25 protein-coding genes are annotated in these 22449 nt (G+C 67.4%); 12 read left to right on the top strand and 13 right to left on the bottom strand.

All coding sequences use genetic code 11. The features are described from left to right. The first annotated feature begins 33 nt into the window (after positions 1-33). A complete protein-coding gene (locus A5658_RS19190) occupies positions 34-633 on the top strand; it encodes a TetR/AcrR family transcriptional regulator (protein WP_067338917.1) in 600 nt (199 codons plus the stop codon). Here A5658_RS19190 and A5658_RS19185 read toward each other — a convergent pair. From A5658_RS19185 to A5658_RS19165, 5 genes are all read right to left on the bottom strand, one after another. Beyond that, complete coding sequence (locus A5658_RS19185; RefSeq protein WP_067338914.1) at positions 630-2264, bottom strand: fatty acyl-AMP ligase; 1635 nt, start codon at positions 2262-2264, stop codon at positions 630-632. The two genes, A5658_RS19190 and A5658_RS19185, sit on opposite strands and share 4 nt — an antisense overlap. 283 nt (positions 2265-2547) lie before the next feature. Continuing rightward, complete coding sequence (locus A5658_RS19180) at positions 2548-3498, bottom strand: 4-(cytidine 5'-diphospho)-2-C-methyl-D-erythritol kinase (RefSeq protein WP_067338912.1); 951 nt, start codon at positions 3496-3498, stop codon at positions 2548-2550. Positions 3499-3527: 29 nt separating this feature from the next. Continuing rightward, positions 3528-4472: a 16S rRNA (adenine(1518)-N(6)/adenine(1519)-N(6))-dimethyltransferase RsmA gene (gene rsmA / locus A5658_RS19175; RefSeq protein WP_067338909.1), complete on the bottom strand. Its 945-nt coding sequence runs from the start codon at positions 4470-4472 to the stop codon at positions 3528-3530. Beyond that, positions 4436-5563, bottom strand: coding sequence for a resuscitation-promoting factor (locus A5658_RS19170; RefSeq protein WP_067339002.1), 1128 nt, complete (start codon positions 5561-5563; stop codon positions 4436-4438). Before A5658_RS19170 ends, rsmA begins: the two co-directional genes overlap by 37 nt. Positions 5564-5701: 138 nt before the next feature. Further along, a complete protein-coding gene (locus A5658_RS19165) occupies positions 5702-6547 on the bottom strand; it encodes a TatD family hydrolase (protein WP_067338906.1) in 846 nt (281 codons plus the stop codon). An 18-nt stretch (positions 6548-6565) separates the two neighbouring features. Between A5658_RS19165 and metG the strand changes: the two genes are divergently transcribed. Further along, complete coding sequence (gene metG / locus A5658_RS19160) at positions 6566-8107, top strand: methionine--tRNA ligase (protein WP_067338904.1); 1542 nt, start codon at positions 6566-6568, stop codon at positions 8105-8107. A 10-nt stretch (positions 8108-8117) separates the two neighbouring features. Here metG and A5658_RS19155 read toward each other — a convergent pair whose 3' ends face one another. Both A5658_RS19155 and A5658_RS19150 read right to left on the bottom strand, forming a co-directional pair. Further along, on the bottom strand, positions 8118-8480 hold the full coding sequence (locus A5658_RS19155) for a nitroreductase/quinone reductase family protein (protein ID WP_067338901.1): 363 nt from the start codon (positions 8478-8480) through the stop codon (positions 8118-8120). Positions 8481-8493: 13 nt separating this feature from the next. Next, positions 8494-8958: a DUF1772 domain-containing protein gene (locus A5658_RS19150; protein WP_067338899.1), complete on the bottom strand. Its 465-nt coding sequence runs from the start codon at positions 8956-8958 to the stop codon at positions 8494-8496. A gap of 97 nt (positions 8959-9055) precedes the next feature. On the opposite strand from A5658_RS19150, the gene A5658_RS19145 reads away from it, so the two are divergent. From A5658_RS19145 to A5658_RS19130, 4 genes are all read left to right on the top strand, one after another. Beyond that, positions 9056-9634, top strand: a complete 579-nt coding sequence (locus A5658_RS19145; RefSeq protein WP_067338897.1) for a TetR/AcrR family transcriptional regulator — start codon at positions 9056-9058, stop codon at positions 9632-9634. A 77-nt stretch (positions 9635-9711) separates the two neighbouring features. Next, entirely contained in the window at positions 9712-10881 is a 1170-nt protein-coding gene (locus A5658_RS19140; protein ID WP_067338892.1) for an NAD(P)/FAD-dependent oxidoreductase, read from the top strand. Beyond that, complete coding sequence (locus A5658_RS19135; RefSeq protein WP_082993295.1) at positions 10878-11780, top strand: RNA polymerase sigma-70 factor; 903 nt, start codon at positions 10878-10880, stop codon at positions 11778-11780. The genes A5658_RS19140 and A5658_RS19135 overlap by 4 nt, the downstream gene beginning before the upstream one ends. A gap of 21 nt (positions 11781-11801) precedes the next feature. Further along, on the top strand, positions 11802-13064 hold the full coding sequence (locus A5658_RS19130) for an aminodeoxychorismate synthase component I (protein WP_067338889.1): 1263 nt from the start codon (positions 11802-11804) through the stop codon (positions 13062-13064). Here A5658_RS19130 and rsmI read toward each other — a convergent pair. Next, positions 13020-13856, bottom strand: coding sequence for a 16S rRNA (cytidine(1402)-2'-O)-methyltransferase (gene rsmI / locus A5658_RS19125; protein WP_067338885.1), 837 nt, complete (start codon positions 13854-13856; stop codon positions 13020-13022). The two genes, A5658_RS19130 and rsmI, sit on opposite strands and share 45 nt — an antisense overlap. Positions 13857-13880: 24 nt before the next feature. Between rsmI and A5658_RS19120 the strand changes: the two genes are divergently transcribed. Together A5658_RS19120 and A5658_RS19115 are read left to right on the top strand one after the other, a co-directional pair. Continuing rightward, positions 13881-15440, top strand: a complete 1560-nt coding sequence (locus tag A5658_RS19120; protein WP_067338882.1) for a dolichyl-phosphate-mannose--protein mannosyltransferase — start codon at positions 13881-13883, stop codon at positions 15438-15440. Positions 15441-15542: 102 nt separating this feature from the next. Next, on the top strand, positions 15543-16421 hold the full coding sequence (locus A5658_RS19115; protein WP_067338879.1) for a hypothetical protein: 879 nt from the start codon (positions 15543-15545) through the stop codon (positions 16419-16421). 34 nt (positions 16422-16455) lie between these two features. Here the strand turns inward: A5658_RS19115 and A5658_RS28925 are convergent, their stop codons facing one another. After that, complete coding sequence (locus A5658_RS28925) at positions 16456-16671, bottom strand: hypothetical protein (protein WP_231997376.1); 216 nt, start codon at positions 16669-16671, stop codon at positions 16456-16458. A gap of 137 nt (positions 16672-16808) precedes the next feature. On the opposite strand from A5658_RS28925, the gene soxR reads away from it, so the two are divergent. Both soxR and A5658_RS19105 read left to right on the top strand, forming a co-directional pair. Continuing rightward, entirely contained in the window at positions 16809-17240 is a 432-nt protein-coding gene (soxR, locus tag A5658_RS19110; RefSeq protein WP_067338876.1) for a redox-sensitive transcriptional activator SoxR, read from the top strand. Positions 17241-17283: 43 nt separating this feature from the next. Further along, the gene (locus A5658_RS19105) at positions 17284-17868 is read left to right on the top strand and encodes an alpha-ketoglutarate-dependent dioxygenase AlkB (protein WP_369830548.1); all 585 of its coding nucleotides are present in this window, start codon (positions 17284-17286) and stop codon (positions 17866-17868) included. Between the two features lie 3 nt (positions 17869-17871). Here the strand turns inward: A5658_RS19105 and A5658_RS19100 are convergent, their stop codons facing one another. Genes A5658_RS19100 through A5658_RS19090 form a run of 3 tightly spaced genes read right to left on the bottom strand, consistent with a single transcriptional unit; the run spans position 17872 to position 20206 of the window. After that, on the bottom strand, positions 17872-18528 hold the full coding sequence (locus A5658_RS19100; RefSeq protein ID WP_067338873.1) for a DUF5642 family protein: 657 nt from the start codon (positions 18526-18528) through the stop codon (positions 17872-17874). A 24-nt stretch (positions 18529-18552) separates the two neighbouring features. Next, positions 18553-19206 carry a DUF5642 family protein gene (locus A5658_RS19095; protein ID WP_067338870.1) on the bottom strand — a complete coding sequence of 218 codons (654 nt, stop codon included), beginning with the start codon at positions 19204-19206 and terminating at the stop codon, positions 18553-18555. Between the two features lies 1 nt (position 19207). After that, positions 19208-20206, bottom strand: coding sequence for a GNAT family N-acetyltransferase (locus A5658_RS19090; protein ID WP_067338867.1), 999 nt, complete (start codon positions 20204-20206; stop codon positions 19208-19210). Positions 20207-20296: 90 nt separating this feature from the next. On the opposite strand from A5658_RS19090, the gene A5658_RS19085 reads away from it, so the two are divergent. After that, the gene (locus A5658_RS19085; protein ID WP_067338864.1) at positions 20297-21061 is read left to right on the top strand and encodes a methyltransferase domain-containing protein; all 765 of its coding nucleotides are present in this window, start codon (positions 20297-20299) and stop codon (positions 21059-21061) included. Here the strand turns inward: A5658_RS19085 and A5658_RS19080 are convergent. Next, entirely contained in the window at positions 21046-21597 is a 552-nt protein-coding gene (locus A5658_RS19080) for a hypothetical protein (protein WP_082993294.1), read from the bottom strand. The two genes, A5658_RS19085 and A5658_RS19080, sit on opposite strands and share 16 nt — an antisense overlap. 138 nt (positions 21598-21735) lie before the next feature. Between A5658_RS19080 and A5658_RS19075 the strand changes: the two genes are divergently transcribed. After that, the gene (locus A5658_RS19075) at positions 21736-22398 is read left to right on the top strand and encodes a TetR/AcrR family transcriptional regulator (protein ID WP_067338994.1); all 663 of its coding nucleotides are present in this window, start codon (positions 21736-21738) and stop codon (positions 22396-22398) included. Positions 22399-22449 lie beyond the last annotated feature (51 nt).

The following is a 22449-nucleotide window of genomic DNA, read 5'->3' as shown; positions in this document are numbered from 1 at the left end:
TGACGTAATTGGAAGTGTGGTGGGATGCCAGCTATGAGTGAGCGGCCGAACCTGCACACGTTGCGACGGACCAAGACGCGCGAGGCGCTACGGCAGGCCGCCTTGAAACGTTTCGCCAGCGACGGCTTCGGCAACGTCACCGTCGAACAGCTCGCCCAGGAAGCCGGGGTCACCGAACGCACGTTCTTTCGGCACTTCCCCAGCAAGGAAGCGGTGCTGTTTCAGGATTACGACACGCAGGTGGAGTGGCTGGCCGACGCGCTCGCCCAGCGTCCACTCTCTGAGTCGCTGTTCGATGCCGTACGGGCCAGCATCGAAAACTTCCCGCACGACCTCGAATTGGTTCGGCAGGCGGCGCTCGCCCGTGCCGAATTGATCACCGGGGAACAGGTCGCCAGCCACCTGCGAGTGGTGCAGTCATCGTTCGCCGCGGTGATCACCGACTTCGTCAAGCAGCGCTACCCCGATGTGCCGAACATCGATCTGGTCGCCGACGTCGCGGGCGCCTCGCTGGCGGCGGCAATGGTTGTCGGCGTGGAACGGTGGGGCCGCAACGGCTGCCGTGAAGATTTGAGCGAAATCACCGCCACGACGCTGGGACTCGTGCGCTCGGGGCTGTCCCCGTTGGCTTAGGTAACGAGCGTGACGGAGTTCGCCCGGCGCAGCTTGCCCGACGACGTCTTCGGGATGGTGCCGGGTCCGAGCACCACGACGTTGCGCGGCCGCACGTCGACCTCGGCCACGACCTCGTGGGCCACCTGGTGCTCGATGCGTCGCACCTCGACCGGGTCCTGCCAGGAGTTGGATTCCACAGCGACCGCGAAGGTTTCGCGTGAGTGCCCGGCGTCCAGCCGGACCGCGACGGCGCAGCCGACGCGCACACCCTCGACGCGGCCCGCGGCGCGCTCGATGTCGGTGGGGTAGATGTTGCGGCCGGCCATGATGATGACGTCCTTGACGCGGCCGCAGACCACGACGTGGCCGTTCTCCATCAGGTAGCCCAGGTCACCGGTGTCGTACCACCCGTTTTCATCCTGCGCGGGCAGGAAACCGCCCATCGTGATGTAGCCGGGTGTCACGCATTCGCCGCGCAACTCGATGACGCCGACGCCGCGAGCGGGCATCACGTTGCCGTTCTCGTCGACGACGCGGGCCTCCAGGTCCTTCAGCAGCGGACCGAGCGAGGCCAGCCGCCGGGTGTTGCCTTTAGTGGCCGGGACCGCGCGGCGCAGCGCCGCCAGCAGATCGGCGTCGACCTCGTCGACCACCAGGCCGGCGTTGCACTCCGAGAACGACACCGCCAGCGTCGTCTCCGCCATGCCGTACGCGGGCAGGATCGCCGACGGCTTCAGCCCGAAGGCCTTGCCGGCGTCCAGCAGGTCCTCGACGTCGGCGGGGTCGACGGGCTCGGCGCCCGACAGCGCGAACCGCAGCGTCGACAGGTCGTATTGGCCCGGCTCGGCCTGCTTGCGCAGCCGCTTGGCGAACAGCGCGTAGGCGAAGTTGGGCGCCGCGGTCATGGTGCCCTTGTACTTGTCGATGAGCTTGGCCCACAGCAGCGTGTCGCGCAGGAAGTCCATCGGGGTGACCTTGACCAGCTCGGCGCCGAAGTACATCGGGATGGTCAGGAAGCCGACCATGCCCATGTCGTGGAAGCAGGGCAGCCAGCTGACCATGACGTCCTTATCGACGTCGTACTGCGCGCCGATGAACATGGCCTCGGCGTTCGAGTAGATGTTGCGGTGCGTGATCTGGACGGCCTTGGGCGAGCCGGTCGAGCCGGACGTCAGCTGCATCAGCGCCAGGTCGTCTTCGTCGGTCTCGACCGGGTCGATCGGCTCGGCGTCGAGCAGGTCACCGATCTTGAGCACCTTGATGCCCTTTTCCTCGAGCACCGGGATGGCGACCAGGAAGGGCTCGGACACGATGACCGCACTGGCCTCGATCATCGCGATCACGTTCATGGTGTCCTCGGCCCAGACGGCGAGGTCGGTGCGCGGCGTCGGCTGGTGCAGCATCGTCAGGCTGGCGCCGCGCATCCACAGCGCCTGCGCCGTGGGCGCGATTTCCACCGGGAATCCGGCCAGAACGCCGACGGCGTCACCGTGCCCGACGCCCGCGGCAGCCAGTCCGCCGGCGATGCGCCGCGCGCGCTCGTGCACCTCGAGCCAGGTGTGCCGGACCGGCTCGTGGGGCTCGCCGGTAACCATGCCCCGCGAGCTCTCATGAGCGTTGCGGAACATGTTGTCGGTAAACCTGCTCACGATTGCCTCCTCGGTCCCGGCGCCATCGCCCAGCCCTTAATGTTGCTCCTGCTCAAGCACACTTTGGGATAGCCGCGCGCCCACAATTGGGCAGCGATTTGATCTCGATTCGTTTGCGCACCGATAACCGCGTGCAACGTCGCGAAGCCGCTGACGGCACGCCCGCCGAGGGGAACGGCGGGCGAAGAAACCAGGCTCGTTGCTCGACCAGAAATCAGCACCGCCGACAATCTTAAACTCCCCTTAAGTAACTGCCAAACTGTGTGACGAAATCGGCGCTTCGTCAGGCCCCGGAGGCCGGCGTAGGCACCACCCGGGCGCCGTGCACGGGACCGCTGGCGACCCGCACCGTCCGACAGACGCCGGCGCCGGACAGCTCGGTGCCCACATCGACGGCCGAGGACGCTGACCGGCACAGGAACGCGCACGTGGGCCCCGACCCCGACACGAGGCCAGCCAACGCGCCGGCCTCCACACCGGCCCGCAGCACCCGGCGCAGGGGCGCGCTCAGGCTCACCGCGGCCGCTTGCAACTCGTTGCCCAGCAGCGGCGCCAATTGCTCCGGGTCACCGGCCGCCAGGGCAGCCAGCACCGGACCGGCCTCGTCGAGGCGCGGCGGATCGCCCACCTCACGCAACCGATCCAGCTCGCGAAAAACCTTCGGAGTGGACAGTCCACCCTTGGCGAACGCCAACACCCAATGGAAAGTGTTGCGGGCCAACACAGTCGCCAGCTCCTCGCCGCGACCGGTGCCCAGCGCGGTGCCGCCGTGCAGGGCGAACGGCACGTCGCTACCGAGCTTGGCGGCCAGCGTGTGCAGATCGCGACGGGGCACCCCGAGTTCCCACAACGAGTTGAGCGCGACGAGCACCGCGGCCGCATCCGCGCTGCCGCCGCCCATTCCGCCGGCCACCGGGATGCTCTTGTCGATCACGATCTCCACGTCCGGTGCGCGACCGACGTGCTCGGCCATCAGCTCGGCTGCCTGCCAGGCCAGATTGCGCTCGTCGAGGGGTAGCTGGCCGGCGCCTTCGCCGGTGATCTCCAGCGAGAGCACGTCGGCGCCGCGAACGGTGACCTCGTCTACCAGCGAAACGGCGTGAAACACCGTCGTCAGCTCGTGATAGCCGGTCGGCATCAGGTCCCCGACGGCCAGATACAGGTTGATCTTCCCGGGGGTCCGAACCGTCACCGCCCCAGTGGGCACCCACTCGGCTGCTGTGCTCCCGTCCATCGGCACCGGACGAGACTATCGCCCGCCGGTCAGCTCGCGGACGCTTGTGGGTGAGCCTGACCTCGCGGCGGTGCGTCGCCAACGTCGCCCGAACGCTGGTAGAGCCGGACGAACTCGTCGATGGTCAGTGTCTCGCCGCGGCGGGCCGGGTCGATACTCGCGGCCAGCAGGCGGCTTGCCGATTCGTTACCCGACCCCGCCCATTCGACGAAGGCGTTGCGAGATGTCTTGCGCCGCTGCGCGAATGCGGTGTCGATGAGCCTGAAGACGTTCTGGCGGAATTTCGCATCGATCGGCCACGACGGGTTGGTGTAGCGGTCGATGCGTACCAGTCCGGAGTAGACCCGGGGGATCGGCCAGAAGACGGTCGGCGACACCGTCCCGTGCCGACGAACCTGCCCGTGGAAACGGACCTTGACGCTGGGCACGCCGTACTCCTTGCCGCCCGGTTCGGCGGCGAGCCGCTCGGCGACCTCGGCCTGCACCATCACCATTACCGTTCGCAGCGTTGGGAATTCGGCGAGTAGGTGCAGAATTGCCGGGACCGCGACGTTGTACGGCAGATTCGCCACGACCGCCGTCGGCGGGGAGGCGAGATCGTCGGGACCGATAGAGAGCACGTCGCGGTTGATCACCGTCAGCCGTTGACTCTCACTGTGCGAACGCTCGGCCACCGTCTGGGGCAGCCGTTCGGCCAGCACCGGGTCGATTTCGATGGCGCTGACCGTGCAGCCGCGGTCGAGCAACGCGAGGGTAAGTGAGCCGAGACCGGGCCCGACTTCGAGCACATGGTCGTCGCGGTTGACGCCCGAGGCGGTGACGATTCGGCGCACGGTGTTGGCGTCGTGAACGAAGTTCTGCCCCAACGATTTACGCGGCCGGATATCGAGTTCTTTGGCTAACCGCCGGATTTCGGTTCGCCCAAGTAACTGGATGGTCAGCGAGCACCCGCTCGTCCGCTGCAGACCGGCCATGCTCCCCAGCCCTGACGGGCGCGGGTCACTTCGGCCACGGCGATCTGCTCTTCGCGGCTGGCCAGATCGGCGCGCGGGGCAAACCGCAGCCCGCCGTTGCGTTCCCAGGTGTTCTGGTCGAACTGCACACCGCCGTAGTAGCCGTTGCCGGTGTTGATCGCCCAGTTTCCGCCGGCCTCGCAGCGCGAAATGGCATCCCAGATTTCACCGTTCCCGACGTTGGGTACCTCGGTGCCCGGCTTGGTACCGACCCGTACGACCGCCTCACGAGCAGGCGCGACGACGTGGCTGGCGATCGGCAGACGGCCGGTCTCGACGCCGTTGACCTTGGACACCGCGTAGGTCATGTCCTGGGTGCCGGCGACGCCCTTGTCTTCGACGATCTCTTTGCTCATGTTCAGCTGCGGGTCTTCGATCCGGCGCCGCGGCGGATCCAGCGGAACCCGCTCGGTGATCTTCTCGATCCGGTTGCGGATCACCTGGACGTGCATGCCGTCGATCACCGGCGCGCCGGCGCCGGGCGTGACCTGGTCGGCCTGCTCCAGCGGCACCCCGAGGCCGGCCAGCAGGTCGCCGACCCGCGCCGCGGCCAAGTGGACGTTGCGTACCTGGCCGGCGTCGTCGAGTTCGACGGTCTTGGCGCTGACGACCGGCAAGGCCATGCCGGCCAGCGGGACGCGGCTGCCACGCGAGGCGGCCGCCGGTGCGGTGTCGGACATCGCCAGCTGAGCCAGTGCCTCGTCGACCGTGGAGGCCGTCGTCCACACCTGCTTGGTGTTCTGGCCGTCGAGCGAGATCTGCAGCGGCCGACTGCGGCGCAGCACGATGTTCGCGGCGTTGTGAACTTTCTCACCAGCGGCCGGGTACAGGTCGTCGCGATCGCTGACCTTGAACCCGTTCTCCGTGATGATGTCGATCACCCGCGACTTCATCGTCGCCACGGTCATCGCGTTGCCATCGACGCTCAGCGTCACTGTCTTGTAGTCGGCAACTGCGACGGCTCCGGCGAACGCCAGGACCAGCAAAAGGCCCGCAACAAGGAAGCGCAGAGCCGGAGAAGGAGCCTGATGGAGTTTCGTAATAACATTCAACGCGCGCGTATCCCCGACCTCAATAACCACGTGAGTCACAAACAAAAGGGGGCCACCAGGGCCCCCCGCCTTCGATAACAAGAAGGTAACGAACAGCCCCGGCGGGGGCAACTCGGCCCCGGCCACATTAACCGACTATTAACCCTCCTGCGGCAGCCGGTAGGCCCGTCGCGCGTTGCCAGTGGTCAGCTCGGCCAAAGCTTCCGCGGGCCGTTGGAGCAGCTCGGCCAGCGCCCGCACGGTATAGGGCAGGCAGTACGGCTCGTTGGGTGCGCCGCGGTACGGGTGCGGGGTCAGAAACGGCGCGTCGGTTTCCACCAGCAGTTGCGCCGCGGGGACCAGCGGGACGGCGTCGCGAAGCTCACGGGCGTTTGTGAAACTCACCGTCCCCGACAGGCTGACCAGCCAGCCGGCGTCGGCACAGGCGCGCGCCAACTCCGGGCCCGACGAGAAGCAATGGAAGATCACGGTCGGCGGGGCACCCTCGGCCCGCAGCACGTCGAGCACCGCGGCGTCGGCGTCCCGGTTGTGGATCATCAGCGGTTTCCCGACCCGCTTGGCCAGGTCGATGTGCCAGGCGAAGGCCTCCCGCTGTACCGCAGGGTCAGCACATCCGTCGAGCTTCCCCGGCCAGTACAAGTCCATTCCGGTCTCGCCGACAGCCACCACCCGCGGGTGCGCCGCCAGGCGTTCGATCTCGACACGCGCGTCGTCGGTCAGCGCGTCGGCGCGGGTGGGATGCAGTGCCACCGCGGCGTAGACGCGGGAATCCCAGTCGGCGGCCTGGGTCGCCCAGCGTGCCGACGCCAAATCGTCGGCGATCGTGATCACCGCCGTCACACCGACGGCGTCCGCGCGGTCGACGATGGCGTGCACGTCGTCGGCGTCGCGCGCGCCGCACGCATCCAGATGGGTGTGCGCGTCGATCAGCGGGCTCAGCCGGGGCGGAGCCGGCGGCGGCGGACGTTTGGACCTCACGCGCACACCATAGGGTGCATCTTGATGAAGCCGTACTACGTCACCACCGCGATCACGTACCCGAATGGCGACCCGCACGTCGGGCACGCCTACGAGTACATCGCCACCGACGCGATCGCCCGGTTCAAGCGGCTCGACGGCTATGACGTCCGCTTCCTGACGGGCACCGACGAGCACGGCCTCAAGATGGTCGAGACCGCCGCCGCGGAAGGCATTCCGACCGCCGAGCTGGCCAAGCGGAATTCCGATGTGTTCCAGCGGCTGCAGCAGAGGCTGAACATCTCCTTCGACCGGTTCATCCGCACCACCGACGCCGACCATCACGAGGCTTCCAAGGACATCTGGCGACGGATGCAAGACGCCGGTGACATCTACCTCGACAGCTACTCGGGCTGGTATTCGGTGCGCGACGAGCGGTTCTTCGTCGAGTCGGAGACCGCAGAGGTCGACGGAACCCGCATCGCGGTCGAAACCGGCACCCCGGTGACCTGGACCGAGGAGCAGACCTACTTTTTCCGGCTGTCGGCCTACGCCGATAAGTTGTTGGCGCACTACGACTCTCACCCGGATTTCATCGCACCCGAGGTGCGGCGCAACGAGGTGGTCAGCTTCGTCTCCGGCGGTCTTCGTGACCTGTCCATCTCGCGGACGTCGTTCGACTGGGGGGTGAAGGTACCCGACCACCCCGACCATGTGATGTACGTCTGGGTGGACGCGCTGACCAACTACCTAACCGGTGTCGGCTACCCGGACACCGAATCCGAACTGTTCCAACGCTATTGGCCGGCCGATCTGCACATGATCGGCAAGGACATCATCCGTTTCCACACCGTCTACTGGCCCGCCTTCCTGATGTCAGCCGGAATCGAGTTGCCGCGAAAGGTTTTCGCGCACGGCTTCCTGCTGAACAAGGGTGAGAAGATGAGCAAGTCGGTGGGCAACATCGTCGACCCGAACACCCTGATCGACACGTTCGGCGTCGACCAGGTGCGCTACTTCCTGCTGCGCGAGGTCCCGTTCGGCCAGGACGGCAGCTACAGCGAAGACGCGATCATCACGCGGATCAACTCCGACCTGGCCAACGAACTCGGCAACCTGGCCCAGCGGTCGCTGTCGATGATCGCCAAGAATCTCGACGGCGTCGTCCCGACACCGGGTGAATTCAGCGCCGACGATACCGAGTTGCTGACGCTCGCCGATGGCCTGCTCGACCGGGTGCGCGCCGAATTCGACAACCAGGCAATGCATCTGGCGCTGGAAACGATCTGGCTGATGCTGGGCGCGGCGAACCGATACTTCTCCGCGCAGGAGCCGTGGGTGTTGCGCAAGAGCGAGTCCGAGGCCGACCAGGTGCGCTTCGCGACCGTGCTCTACACGACGTGCGAGGCGGTAAGGATCGCCGCGCTGCTGGCTCAGCCTGTGATGCCCGATTCGGCGGGCAAGCTGTTGGACCTGCTCGGCCAGTCGCCGGAACAGCGCGGCTTCGCTGCTATCGGAAACCGGCTCGAGCCCGGCACTGTGCTGCCGGCACCCAGCGGCGTCTTTCCGCGCTACCAGGTCGACTAGCAGTCGGACGTCAGATCCGGGGGCCGGTCAAGTCGACCCGGACGGTCACCCGGCCGTTCTCGTCTCGGTGAGCGACGGCGTGGCCGGAGTGCTCAATTCCGTCGAGCGTCAACGACATTGGCGCACCCTCGCCGAGGAAGTTGCGCCACCACGTCTTGGCGTCAGGCATATTCGCGACGATCGCGACTTCGTCACCGTCGCGCCGGAACGCCACCGGCATGTTGAACGTCCGACCCGAGCGGCGTCCGACATAGGTGATCATCGTGACGTTGCGGCGCAGCAACTTCCCCAGGCGAGGAGATGCCGCGAGCGCCGCGACGGGAGCATTGAACAGCGGAGCGGCCCGCATGATGAGCCGAGGGACATTGACCATTTATCGTGACCTTTCACATCGCCAGCGCCGCGGACAACAATGCGACCGCCAGACCCTGCAGAACCGCCCTGGCTGAGATGACCGCGTCCCAGTTTCGTTGCAGCGCACGGGCATCTACCGTAGGCGCGGCCTGATCGGCCGCGGCGGTCAGTTCACGGTTGATCGGCGCGCTCACCCGCAGATAGATCACCAGCCACACCACCAGAAGCGCGAACGCAATGCCCGCCGCGGCGGCCGGCACCCAGCGGCCCGATGACGCGGCGAGTCCCGCGCTGATCACGGCGCCCACCAACCCGACGACCCCCGGCAGCGGCATCCGCCGGTCGCCATAGCGATGGACATTGCCCATCACCGCAAGTAGGGCCGCGTCGTCGACCCGGGCCAGCGCGGGCCGCTGCACCATCGCGCAGAACACGTCGGTGCCGTAGACCACCGCGGTGCCCAGCAGCGCGATCACGGCGAACAACTTGGCGACCATCACACCCCTCTTCGTCCAGGTGTTAGCGACGCTAACCCTTGGCCTTCAGCGTGTCAATAGCTGCGCTAGCATTGATATCGACGCTAACATTTCACACATGGCCATCGAGGACCGCCGGGCGCGCGAGCGTGTAGCGCGCCGGCAGCTGATCACCACGACCGCCCGCAAGATCGCCGAAGCAGAGGGCTGGGACGCCGTCACCACCCGTCGGTTGTCCGCGGAAATCGAGTACAGCCAGCCGGTGCTCTACAAGCACTTCGCCGGCATGGAGGGCATCGTCGCGTCGGTGGCCGTGCAGGGGTTCGCCCAACTCGGCGCCGCACTGGCCGCGGCCCGTTCCGAAGCCACCGACGGCCGCGACGCCTTAACTCGAGTTGCCCACGCGTTCATCGGGTTTGCCCGGGACAACCCCGCGCTGTTCGATGCGATGTTCACCCGGGCGACCACCCTGCCGTTCGCCGCCGACGACACGCCCGTCGAGCTGAACAAGGCGTTCGATGAGCTGCGCGCGGCGGTCGACCTGGTCACCGGCGAACGCGACCCCGACACCTTGGCCGAAGTGGTGTGGGCCGCGCTGCACGGGCTGATCACCCTCGACCGCGGCGGCCGGTTGCGCCCCGACTATCGCGATGCGCGGATCGATCTACTCATCGACGCCATCTGCGGGAGGACGTGAGCCTGATCACACGCCGTCACAACGACGGTCGCGGCGGTGTCTTGAGGGCAGTACATACCTCGAGACAGGAGATACGAATGACCGCCAAGCGCACTCACGTCGTCGTGATCGGCGGTGGCTACGCCGGCACGCTGGCCGCCAACCACCTGCGGCTCAACGCCGACGTCGACATCACAGTCGTGAACCCCCGGCCGACGTTCGTCCAGCGAATCCGCCTGCATCAGATGGTCGCCGGCAGTGGCAGCGCCACCGTCGACTACGGGACGCTGCTCGGCGAGGGCGTCCGGTTGGTGGTCGACAACGCCGAGCGGATCAATGACGGAACCGTCGAGCTGACGTCCGGCGCGGTGCTCGAGTACGACTACTTGATCTACGCCGTCGGCAGCACCGGCGCGGTCCCGGCCGCGGTGCCCGGTGCACGCGAATTCGCCTATCCGATAGCCGAATTCGAGCAGGCCGAGCGGCTGCGCGACGCGCTCGACGCATTGCACCCCGACACGCCGGTCACCGTAGTCGGCGCCGGGTTGACCGGCATCGAAACGGCGTCCGAGCTGGCCGATCAGGGCCGTCGGGTGAACCTGGTCTGCGGCGGCCTGCTGGGCCCGTCGCTGAGCCGGGCCGGCCGCCGTTCGGTGGCCAAATGGCTGCGCCGCCTGGGGGTGACCGTGCTGGAGACCGCCGCGGTCAGCGAGGTCCGTGCTGACGCCGTGCTGCTCGACGACGGCTCGGCATTGCCGAGTGCGGTGACGGTGTGGACCGCGGGCTTCGGGATACCGGAGCTGGCCGCACGAAGCGGCCTGCCCACCGACGCCGCGGGCCGGTTGCTCACCGATGAGACACTGACCTGCGTGGACGATCCCCGCATCGTGGCGGCCGGTGACGCCGCCGCGCCGTCCGGCCAGCCGTTGCGGATGAGCTGCCAGGCCGCCATCCCGTTGGGCGCGCAGGCCGCGAACACGGTGCTCAGCCGCATCGCCGGTACGCCGGCCGCGGCGGTGAACCAGGCCTTCACCGGACAGTGCATCAGCCTCGGCCGCAAGTACGCCACCGTCCAGCTGGCCCGACCCGACGACACCCCGGTGAACCTGTTCGTCGGCGGCCGGGTCGCGGCGTCCATCAAAGAGGCGATCTGCAAGGGCACGGTGTGGGGCATCCGCAAGGAAGCCGCCAAGCCCGGCTGGTACCGCTGGCTCAAGGGCGGCAAGCGGGCGGAGCGGCTGGCCGCCGAGGCGGTCCCAGTGTCGTGACCGCCTCCGACGAACACGCCGAACGGTTCATGCTGCTGCGGCCGCTGCTGTTCACCATCGCCTACGAAATCCTCGGTTCGACAACCGAATCCGACGATGTGCTGCAGGACAGCTACCTGCGCTGGGCGGAGGTCGATCTCAGCGGCGTGCACGACACCAAGTCATATCTGGCCCGGCTGGTCACCCGTCAGGCGCTCAACACGCTGCGGGCGGGTGCCCGGCGCCGGGAGGACTACGTGGGGCCTTGGCTACCCGAGCCATTGCTGCTCGACGAGCAGGATCCTTCGGCCGATGTCCTTCTGGCGGAATCGGTTTCGATGGCGATGCTGGTACTGCTGGAAACCCTCGGTCCCGACGAGCGCGCGGTGTTCGTGCTGCGGGAAGTGTTCGGCTTCGAGTACGACGAAATCGCTTCGGCGGTAAGCAAATCGGTGCCGGCGGTGCGACAGATCGCGCACCGGGCCCGCGAGCATGTGCAGGCCAGGCGCAAGCGCTTCGTCCCGGCCGACCCCGAGCAGAACACCCGCATCGCCGCCGAGTTCATGGCGGCCGCGGCCGGCGGTGACGTCGCGACGGTGATGTCGATGCTGGCGCCGGATGTGGTGTGGACCGCCGACAGCGGCGGCAAGGCCAGCGCCGCCCGTCGTCCGGTGGTCGGAGCCGACAAGGTCGCCCGGGCGATCGTCGGCCTGATCGGCCGCGGCATCCAGATGCCGGACGTCCGGGTGGAGATGGTGGTGTGCAACGCCGCACCCGCGGTGCTGCTCTACGCGCGCGACGAGCTGGAGGGTGTGTTCACCGTCGAGATCGTCGACGGCAAGATCACCAATTTCTACGCGATGCGCAACCCCGACAAGCTGGTGGCGGTCACGACCGCACGCAAAATCAGCCGCGGCTGAATTTTCTGCCAAGCTAGGGGCGTGCGAATCGACCGACTCGGCGACCTGGGCAGCCCCCATGAGGTGCTGCGCGCCATCGGCGATGCCACAAACCGGCTGGATCTGCCGCCGCCGGCCGCGTTGACCGGTCAGTGGTTCGGTGCGACGGCCGTGATCGCTCCGAGCGTGCCGATCGTCGCAATCGACGCCACCGACGCCTTCGACGTGCGCCCCGGCTCACACAGCACCACGATCGGCGGGGGCTGGATCGGCTATCTGTCCTACCCGGATCCGGCTACCGACGGGCTGACGGCCCGGGTACCCGAGGCCGCCGGCGGCTGGACGGACTGCGTGCTGCGCTGCGACCGCGACCGGCGGTGGTGGTACGAGAGCCTGTCCGGCGCACCGATGCCCGGCTGGCTCACCGACGCCGTGACGTCACCTGCGCCGGCCCGCGCGTACCGGATCGACTGGGATGCCGCCGACCGTGCCGCACATCGCGCCGGCGTGCTGGCCTGCCTGGAAGCCATCCGCGCCGGCGAGGTCTACCAGGCCTGCGTGTGCACCCAATTCAGCGGCGCGATCGCCGGGGATCCGTTGGACTTCTTCCTTGACGGCGTCGCCCGCACCGCGCCGGCCCGCGCGGCTTACGTCGCCGGCGACTGGGGCGCGGTCGCCTCGCTGTCACCGGAGTTGTTCCTCTGTCGCCGTGGCGATTTGGTGACGTCCAGCCCGATCAAGGGCACGCTTCCGCTGTACGCTCCCCCGTCGGCGCTGCGCGCGTCGAGCAAGGACGTCGCCGAGAACGTGATGATCGTCGACCTGGTGCGCAACGACCTGGGCCGGGTCGCGGTCACCGGCTCGGTCACGGTGCCCGAACTGCTCGTGGTGCGCCCGGCGCCGGGCGTGTGGCATCTGGTGTCGACGGTGTCGGCGCAGGTGCCGGTCGAGCTGCCGACCACAGCGATGCTGGATGCCACCTTCCCGCCGGCGTCAGTCACCGGAACACCCAAACTCCGTGCCCGCGAGCTCATTTCGCAGTGGGAGCATTTCAGACGCGGAGTCTATTGCGGCACAGTCGGTTTGGCTTCGCCGGTCGCGGGCTGTGAATTGAACGTCGCGATTCGCACCGTCGAATTCGACGCGGTCGGCAATGCCGTGCTGGGGTCCGGCGGCGGGATCACCGCCGACTCCGACGCCGACGCCGAGTGGGAGGAGTGCCTGCACAAGGCCGCCCCGATCATCGGCGCGGGCATCGGCTCAGCCTCGGGCCCGCAGCACCGCGTCGTAGAGCTGACGCCGTGACGGCGCGCCCAGCGTCGCGGAAATCACTTGCGCGCACGCGTCTTTGACGCCCATCCCGTCGTCCACCAACGCGCTTACCTGAGCCACCAGCGTCGGCAGGTCGGCCTGCAGCACCGCGCCGGCCAGCACGACGGTGATCTCGCCGAGCACCCCGTCTGCCGCCCACGCGGCCAGCTCGTCCAGCGACCCGCGGACCACTTCTTCGTGGGTCTTGGTCAGCTCGCGGCACACAGCGGCGCGGCGATCCCCGCCGAGTTCGGCCACCGCGTCGAGTAGACACGCGTGCAGGCGCCGCGGCGACTCGAAGAACACGGTCGTACGCTGCTCGGCCGCCAGCGACGCCAGCCAGCCGCGGCGCGCACCCTGTTTGCGCGGGGCGAACCCCTCGAAGCAGAACCGCTCCGACGGCAGCCCGGACACCGCCAGCGCGGTCGTCACCGCCGAGGGGCCGGGCAGGCACTGCACCGGCAGGCCGGCCTCCACACAGGCAGCCACCAACCGGTGACCGGGGTCGCTGATCAACGGCATGCCCGCGTCGCTGACCACCAGCGTGGTGGCGCCGGCGGCGATCTGCTCGACCAGCGCGGGCACCCGGGCGGCTTCGTTGTGATCGAAGAGGCTGACGACCGTTCCGCCGATCGCCACATCGAGCGCCTTGGCCAGCGTCCGCAACCGGCGGGTGTCCTCGGCGGCGACGATGTCGGCGGTGGCCAGCGCCGCGATCAGGCGCGGTGAGGCGTCGGCCGGCTGGCCCAGCGGCGTGGCGCCCAGCAGCAGTCGACCCTCGGACATAGGGCACAGCCTACGATCGACCCGATGACGATCACCGATGACGACGAACTCGTCGCCGACGCGGACGCTGTTCCGGTGATCAGCCCGGGGCCGCTCGCCCCGGCACCCGATTTCGGGCCCGTCGACCGGCTCGAGGGCTGGGTGGTAACCGGGGTCGTCACCGCGCTGGCGGCGCTGACCAGGACGGTGAACCTCGGCTCGCCCACCGACGCCGGAACGCCGATCTTCGACGAGAAGCATTACGCCCCGCAGGCGTGGCAGCTGCTGCACAACCACGGCGTGGAGGACAACCCCGGCTATGGCCTCGTCGTGCACCCGCCGGTGGGCAAGCAGCTGATCGCGATCGGTGAGGCGCTGTTCGGCTACAACGGGTTGGGCTGGCGATTCACCGGCGCGATCCTCGGCACGATCATGGTGGCGCTGGTGGTGCGGATCGTGCGGCGGATCAGCCGCTCGACATTGGTCGGCGCGATCGCGGGTCTGCTCGTCGTCGCCGACGGCGTCAGCTTCGTGGTGGCGCGCACGGCGCTGCTCGACGGGTTTCTGGCATTCCTGGTGCTCGCGGCTTTCGGCGCACTGATCGTCGACCGCGATCAGGTGCGCGAGCGCATGCACGTCGCATACCTCGAGGGCCGAATCGACGACACGGTGTGGGGGCCGCGGCTCGGCGTGCGGTGGTGGCGCTTCGGCGCTGGCGTACTACTTGGATTGGCCTGTGGGACAAAGTGGTCCGGCCTGTACTTCGTGGCCTTCTTCGGCGTGATGTCGTTGGCGTTCGACCTCGCGGCCCGCCGGCAGTACCGGGTGCTGCGACCATGGCTGGGCACCGTGCGCCGCGACCTGCTCCCAACGGCCTACGCGCTGTTGGTCGTTCCGTTCGGGGTCTACCTGGCCAGCTATGCGCCATGGTTCGCGTCCGAGACGGCGATCGACCGGCACGAGGTGGGCCAGTCCATCGGGACGAAGTCGAATTTCCCTCTGCCCGACGCGATTCGATCGCTGTGGCACTACACCTACAACGCCTACCATTTCCACGCCGGCCTGACGAATGCGGCGGGCAACTACCACCCGTGGGAGTCCAAGCCGTGGGCCTGGCCGATGTCGCTGCGTCCCGTGCTCTATGCGATCGACCAGCAGAACGTCCCGGGCTGCGGCGCGCAATCGTGCGTCAAGGCGGTGATGTTGGTTGGCACACCCGCGATGTGGTGGATCTCGGTGCCGGTGCTGTTTTACGCCTGCTGGCGGATGCTGGTTCGACGCGACTGGCGCTACGCCGCGGTTCTGGTCGGCTACTGCGCGGGCTGGCTACCGTGGTTCGCCGATATCGATCGGCAGATGTACTTCTTCTACGCGGCGACGATGGCGCCGTTTCTGGCGATGGCGATCGCGTTGATCCTCGGCGACATTCTCTACTCCGAAACCGGACGAAAAAGCGCGGAACGTCGCAGCCTCGGGCTCATCGTGGTGTCCTGTTACGTGGCAATGGTTTTGACGAACTTCGCCTGGCTGTTCCCGGTACTCACCGGTCAACCGATTTCGCAGAACACCTGGAACATGGAGATCTGGCTACCCAGCTGGCGCTGACTTTCGGCGCGAAACTGAGGCTATGGTCGTGATTCTCGACTATCCACAGCCCTGGCTTCTGTCTGACGACGTAATGCTCGACCGCTCGGCATCATCACGCACGTGGAGCCACCCATCGTCGGCAGTGAAGCGGTCGCCGGCGGCGCGCTCAGCCGCGGACAACTGCGATGGAATTATCGGCCGATATTTCCGGATATCTACATTCCGAGATCGGCCGACCGATCGCTGGAGGCCATGACCGTCGGTGCTTGGCTGTGGTCCGGGCAGCGCTCGACGATTACCGGACGAGCGGCCGCAGCGCTACACGGCGCGAAATGGGTCAGCGAGACCTCGCCAGTCGAAATGCTCTGGCGAAACAGCCATTGCCCGCCCGGCATCATCGCGCGCGACGAACGATTCGCGCCGGACGAAGTCATGTCGGTTCGCGGTCTCTCTGTTGCCACGCCGGCGCGAACGGGATTCGATCTAGCACGCCACCTCGTGGGAGCAACCGCTGTCGCACACCTCGACGATCTCGCCCGCGCAACACGAATAACGAGGCAGGACATGGTGAATCTCATCGAGCGCTATCCGAGGGCCCGGGGAAACAAGCATGCCCGCCGGTTGATCGACATGATGGACGCCGGCGCGGAGTCACCGAAAGAATCGTGGTTGCGGCTGGTCCTGGTCAGCGCTGGACTCCCGCCGCCCACCACCCAGATCCGGGTGACTGACGGCGAATTCGTGGCCTACCTCGACATGGGCTGGGAAGTGCCGATGGTTGCCGTCGAATACGACGGCAACCACCATCGCCTGGACCGAACCCAGTACGTCAAGGACATCCGGCGCGCGGAGACGGTGGAGCGCCTTGGCTGGCACGTCGTCCGGGTGGTCAAAGAAGACCGCCCGCGCGAGATCGTTGAGCGAGTCACGCGAGCATTAGCCCGGCGCGGTTACCCAATTTCGCCGCGAAGCAGAAGCCATGGTCGCGGCGCCGCGTAAATCACTGCCATAGCTTCTGTTTCGCGCCAACGCGTCAACGATCAGAACCCAGCTCGCACGAGTCACGTAACTTCGGCGAATAGGTGACGTCGCCGCACTCGCATTCCCAGGTGGTGTGCCGTCCCCGGCCACACGAGCACGACCGGCTGCCGACGATCATGTGTCCAGGCAGCAGCCAGTGCCCCCGCGCGCATCGGTAGGGCCGGCTATCCGTGTACAGCACCAGCTCGTCGTCAACATCAAGAGTCACACTTCAGACAGTGACACGTTCCGCGCGACATCGGCAGGCCGGAGACCGCATCGTGACCGTTTGGTGTCCTGTCCCGGGCGTGTCGGTGACCTCGTCAGTCGCGCAACGCATTACATGACCTGAAGTATTGTTCAGGTGTGCCCGATCACGTACTGTCGCCCGGTGAACTCGCCGCCCGCGCGGGCGTCGCGATCTCGGCCCTGCACTTCTACGAGCGGCAAGGGCTGATCTCGAGCAGCCGCACGTCGGGCAATCAACGCCGCTACACCCGTGACACGCTGCGCCGGGTCGCATTCATCAAGATGTCGCAGCGGCTCGGCATTCCACTGGCCCGGGTCCGGGATGCGCTGGCCACCCTGCCCGCCGATCGCGTTCCGACCAGCCGTGATTGGGCCAAACTGTCTGCGGGCTGGCGCTCCGACCTCGACGATCGAATCCTGCATCTGCAACGCCTGCGCGATAACCTCGCCGACTGCATCGGCTGCGGCTGCCTGAGCCTGAAAGCCTGCGCGCTGTTCAATCCCGGCGACACGCTTGGCGCACAAGGGCCCGGGGCCGCACTCCTGTAAATTCGAACAACTGTGCGATAGAATCGAGGCCGTGGCGATCGAGATGCAGGAGTCGTTGTTCGAGTGCAACGACCGGCGATTACTGGGCCGTGGAGCCTGGATCGACATCCGCTCGGGATGGTTGACCGACGCCGACGAGTTGATCGGCGAATTGCTCGAGACCATCCCGTGGCGCGCCGAACGCCGCCAGATGTATGACCGCGTACTGGATGTCCCCCGCCTGGTGAGCTTCCACGACCTCACGACCGAAGAGGCGCCACATCCGCAGCTGGCCCGGATTCGGCGGCGGCTCAACGACATCTACGCCGGCGAACTCGGGGAGCCGTTCACCACCATCGGCCTGTGCTGGTATCGCGACGGATCCGACAGCGTCGCCTGGCACGGTGACACCATCGGCCGCAGCCGGGCGCACGACACCATGGTCGCGATCGTCAGCCTCGGCGCCACCCGCACATTCGCGCTGCGGCCCCGCGGCGGCGGCTCGTCGTTGCGGCTGCCGCAGGCGCACGGCGATCTGCTGGTGATGGGTGGCTCGTGCCAGCGAACCTGGGAGCATTCCGTACCGAAGACGTCGGCCCACGCCGGCCCGCGGGTCAGCATCCAGTTCCGACCGCGAGATGTCCGGTAGCGATCAGTCCTTGATCGCGGCGACCGATTTCACGAGCAGGTCGCGAGCCTGCTTGGTGTCGACGGGTTTCGGCGGTTGACCCTGCACCAGCATCGGGTTGGCGGTGACGATCACCTGGTAGTCGCCGAAATGCGCGGAGTAGTTGTACAACTCGCCGCTGCGCGGCTTGCCCTGCACCACCGTCTGCAGGACACGGTGCACGCCTAGGGTGTGGGTGCCCTCGATCTGTGGTGTGTCGACGACCTCGATCAGTCCCCGCACCCGGCCGCCCTGGAAGGCCACCTTCTTGCAGTTCCGCGGCGGTTCTTGGAAGGGGACCGGCGACGAGGTCTGCACGGCCATCGCGATGAAGCGTCCGCCGTCACCTTCGGCCGCCACCGCCGCCATGTTTCCCTGCAGCCCCGGCGGCATGTCCTCACCGATGACGAACGACGCGCAGTCGGGCGGGTCGAAGGTCAGACCCGGCGGCAGTTTGTGCGTCTGAAGCACCTTCGGGTCGATGCCGGTTTTCGCCGTTTCCTTCACCTTGTAGCCAGGCCCGAAGTCGGACTTCACCTTCGAGATCTTGGTGATATCCGCAGAAGGGGGCGCCTCCGACGAACCGTGGGAGCACGCCGCCAACAGGCCGACTCCCCCGATCGCAACCGCAATCCGCATCATTGGGGTCAATCTAACCCACCACCCCTAGCCGCGTACGGCTGACACGGTTTTCACCAGCAAGTCGGCGGCGAACTGCGGCGTCAGCGCCGCATTCGGCGAGCCGGGATCGCTGACCACCGTGGTGAATGCGTAGTAGTCACCTAGGTACGCGGTGAAGTTGCTTGCCCGCGAAGCGATTTCATTGCCGCCCTCGACCGAGGTGAGGATGTCCGCCGTCATCCCGACCGTGTCGGCACCGTCGATGCGGGGCGCATCGACCAGATGGACGCGTGCGCTGGCCCGCCGGCCGGCGATATCCCACTGCCGGCACTGGGCCACCAGCGACGGATCCAGCGCGACTGCTCCCGCCACCACCACGGCGTGTAGCGTGCCACCCGGGCCCGATCCCGAAATGCCTTGAGCGCGTCGGCCATGACCCCCACCCGGGTCGGCCAGCGGCGCGCACCGCGCCGGGGTCGCCACGCCGGTTCCGCCGAGGCCCCAAATACCCGACGGCGCAGGCACATCCGCCACCGGGGCCGCCTCGTAACCGGGCGGCAGGTCACGTCGCACGCGCCTGATGTTGGCGGGATCGATATGTCGCGAAGTCGCGCTCGCCGACGGTGTCGGCGCCCGTTCGACGGGCTGACCACATCCGGCGATCAGCAGCAACACTGCCGCCGGCGCCCACATCCGCATGCTAGCCGACGGCCCGAATAACTTGACGCGCAGCGTGTTTGATCTCCATGACCATCCCGCGGCTCAACGAAAGATGACGGACATCGGGTACATCGATGAGCGTCGTCACCACCCCGACGTCGTCGCGCTCCCAGATCGCGCCATAGCGGTCCATGATCGTGCGCATCGCCACGTTGTCGGCCAGCATCCGGCCGGAGAACTTCTCCACCCCGGCAACTCGCGCGGCCACCGACAGTGCCGCGATCAGAAAAGAACCGATCCCGCGCCCCTGATAGGCATCGGCGACGGTGAACGCGATCTCGGCCATCGTGGGATCGTCGTGATCGCGGACGAACCGCGCGTCGGCGACCGGGTTGCCGTCCAGGTCGGTCATCACCCAGACGAAGTGGTCGACGTAGTCGACCTCGGCCAGGTAGTCCATCAGCGCCGGGCTGGGCACCCGCGCCGACATGAACCGCCGGTACAACGTCTCGCTGGAAAACCGGACATGACCCTGCAACGTTCGCGCACTGTCGCCGGGGAGCACCGGACGCAGCAGCAACTCCGATCCGTCGCGGATCCGCACCGGGATCGGGGTGAGAAATGCCGCCAACCGCTGCCGGGCCGTGCGCACCAGACGGGTCATGATGCCGGGGATGTGTACCAGCCGGGCGAACGCGTCGCTGTCGCCGATCCAACCGCCCAGCGGTTCGGCGGTGGTCACCGTCGCCGTGCGCGGAAGATGCCGTAGCAGCGCGATCTCGCCGACGATGGTGCCGGCGCAGACGTGCTCGACGGACACCGCGTGATCGTCGGCGATGTGTTTGATCTCGACCGTCCCCGACGCGATGAGCAGGAAAGACACCGCCTGATCGCCCTGTCGCATCAGGATCTGGCCCGCCGCGGCCTGCAGCGGTTGCAGGCTGGCCGCCAGCGGCATCAAGTCCTCGGGCGGGCAGCCTTTGAAGATCTCCAGGGTGGCGAGTTCCTCGGCGCGCAGCGCGGTCAGTTCGATCGCCATGCCGCCCCTGTCGCCGTTGAAGGATGCTGCCCAGGCTAGGGGCATTCGGCGTGTTGCAGCAAGGACGCGCGCCCCGGCAGACTCACTGCCGTGACCCGCGCCGATGATCCGCTGCAGACGACCCGCGACCTGCTCGACCGCGACGCAAGCCTGCGGCACGGCTTCCTCGACGTGCTCGGCGAATCGGTGGCCAGCGAGACCCCCACGCTGGCTCAGCAGGCGATGAACAGCCCGCTGGTCGCCACGGTGTACGAACGGCTGTGGCGCCCGGTCGCGTTCTACGTCGCCAGCGGCGTCACCACCCGGACCGAGCAGCGGCGTGCCGCGGACGCGCTGAAGCTGTCGGACGCCTCCCGGTTGCTTGACATCGCTTGTGGCCCAGGCAATTTCACCGGCAAGCTGGCCGAGAAGCTGCCGCCGGGCGGACTCGCGGTTGGCCTGGACATCTCGGTACCGATGCTGACCCGTGCCGTGCAGGACAACAGCGGGCCGCGCACGTGTTACGTCCGTGGGGACGCCGGAACGCTGCCGTTCGGCGACGAAACCTTCGACGCCGTCTGCTGTTTCGGTGCGCTCTATCTCATGCCCGAGCCGTTCCAAGTCGCCCGTGAAATGGTGCGGGTGCTACGGCCCGGCGGCCGGGTCGCGATCCTGACCAGCTATGCGAGTCGCATACCGCCCGTCCGCTACGCGACGAAGGCCAGCGCCAAGGCGATCGGACTGCGCTTGTTCGACCGTGACGTGTTCGTCGACCTGTTCGCCAGATCCGGCTTGGTCGATATCGGCCAGCAGATCCAACGCAACCTGCAATTCGTCACGGCCGGCAAGCCGGATAACGGTCAGGCCAGCGAGTAGAAGCCCTCGTCGGCCCGTTGCATCGGCGGCGCCCCGCCGGCGGTCAGCGCCTGCGCTTTGAACACGTGCGCGGCCGCGCTCGGCTGATGCCGGACGGCAACAAACGTGCGATCCAGGTTCGTCGGGTGGTGCCGGCCCCAGAGCAGTACCTCGGTCTCGTTGTCGTCGCCGATCGCGAGCACCCGCCGGCGCACGGCATCGCTTTTGACCATGACGTCGGTCGCGACCGCGAGCAGGTGCGGGCGCGACAGCGTGTGGCTGGGATCGGACAACCGTTTGGCAACGCGGGCGCCGAGAATCCGGAGCGGACGGTCGTCGGTACCGGAGTCGCCGTCGACCACCACGCTGACCTCCCAGCCCGCCATCGCCCGGTCGAAGATCAGGCCGCCGATCGAACGCACCGCGTCGGCGATGTTGTCGGCCACCACCTGAAATTGGTATTTGCCGAGCTCATCGGTGGCATCGCGGAGCAGTGGCACCACCGGACGCGCGAGCGGGCTACGCGGGTGGCTGAGCGTGCTGGCGGGAGCGGTCACAGGGAGTCCGTTCGACGATTCGCATTTATTGGCTGACACTACGAATATAGAGTAGTCTTGGTCGAAACGAAACCTAGCTCGTCGCCGGGATCTGCTTTGACAACAAAACCGCGGGTAAGCGGCCGCTACACTGCCGGGATACCTAAGAGACGCAAGCCCAACCCCGATCAACGCCGCCGCGAACTGTGCGATGCGGCGATCCAACTGCTCGCCGACGACGGCGCCAAGGGCCTGAGCCACCTCAAGGTCGACGGCCGCGCCGGCGTTCCCGACGGCACGACGTCGTTCTACTTCCGGACCCGTTCGGCGCTGCTGCACGCCGTTGCCGAGCGGATGGTCGAACTCGACCTGGCGGCGTTGCAGACCGTTGCCGATAGCGGCGCGGTCGACGACGGGTCGGCGTCGGCGCTGGCCAAGGTCGTCATCCAGAGCGGCGAAGAACCCCAGTTGAGCCGCACCCGGGCCCGCTACGAAATGACCATCCAGGCCACCCGCGATCCCGCGATCGGCGCCACCTTGCAGCGCGCGGTGGACGCCTTCACCAAGCTGCACCACGACATCGTGGTCCAGTTGTTGCCCCACGGCGCCGAGCTCGACCCCGCCGTAGTCGACGACCTCAGCAACGTCACGCTGACCTTCATCAACGGCCTGATGCTGCGCTTCGTCCATGGCGACCGGATCATCACCAGCCCCGAACAACTCGACGCCGTCCTGTCGGCCATCGTCGCCGGCATCTTGCACAGCAAGCAGCAAGGGCAACTCACCCACGACGGCGCCGCGCTGGAATCGCGCGCGAAATAGCCCGCCGAATCCGGCCCGTATAGTTCTCTACGGTAATAGAGTCGAGCGGTC

Origin of the sequence: Mycobacterium sp. 1245111.1, assembly GCF_001673405.1 — a bacterium.
Classification (GTDB): domain Bacteria; phylum Actinomycetota; class Actinomycetes; order Mycobacteriales; family Mycobacteriaceae; genus Mycobacterium.
Note: the sequence above shows the minus strand (reverse complement) of the source record. Positions and strands in the feature narration are given on the sequence as shown.

Coding starts and splice junctions, on each gene's coding strand:
- A5658_RS19190 (WP_067338917.1), top strand. CDS start 34: ATGAGTGAGCGGCCGAACCTGCACACGTTGCGACGGACCAAGACGCGC.
- A5658_RS19180 (WP_067338912.1), bottom strand. CDS start 3,498: ATGGACGGGAGCACAGCAGCCGAGTGGGTGCCCACTGGGGCGGTGACG.
- rsmA (WP_067338909.1), bottom strand. CDS start 4,472: ATGGCCGGTCTGCAGCGGACGAGCGGGTGCTCGCTGACCATCCAGTTA.
- metG (WP_067338904.1), top strand. CDS start 6,566: ATGAAGCCGTACTACGTCACCACCGCGATCACGTACCCGAATGGCGAC.
- A5658_RS19155 (WP_067338901.1), bottom strand. CDS start 8,480: ATGGTCAATGTCCCTCGGCTCATCATGCGGGCCGCTCCGCTGTTCAAT.
- A5658_RS19150 (WP_067338899.1), bottom strand. CDS start 8,958: ATGGTCGCCAAGTTGTTCGCCGTGATCGCGCTGCTGGGCACCGCGGTG.
- A5658_RS19145 (WP_067338897.1), top strand. CDS start 9,056: ATGGCCATCGAGGACCGCCGGGCGCGCGAGCGTGTAGCGCGCCGGCAG.
- A5658_RS19140 (WP_067338892.1), top strand. CDS start 9,712: ATGACCGCCAAGCGCACTCACGTCGTCGTGATCGGCGGTGGCTACGCC.
- rsmI (WP_067338885.1), bottom strand. CDS start 13,856: ATGTCCGAGGGTCGACTGCTGCTGGGCGCCACGCCGCTGGGCCAGCCG.
- A5658_RS19120 (WP_067338882.1), top strand. CDS start 13,881: ATGACGATCACCGATGACGACGAACTCGTCGCCGACGCGGACGCTGTT.
- A5658_RS19105 (WP_369830548.1), top strand. CDS start 17,284: ATGCAGGAGTCGTTGTTCGAGTGCAACGACCGGCGATTACTGGGCCGT.
- A5658_RS19100 (WP_067338873.1), bottom strand. CDS start 18,528: ATGATGCGGATTGCGGTTGCGATCGGGGGAGTCGGCCTGTTGGCGGCG.
- A5658_RS19095 (WP_067338870.1), bottom strand. CDS start 19,206: ATGCGGATGTGGGCGCCGGCGGCAGTGTTGCTGCTGATCGCCGGATGT.
- A5658_RS19090 (WP_067338867.1), bottom strand. CDS start 20,206: ATGGCGATCGAACTGACCGCGCTGCGCGCCGAGGAACTCGCCACCCTG.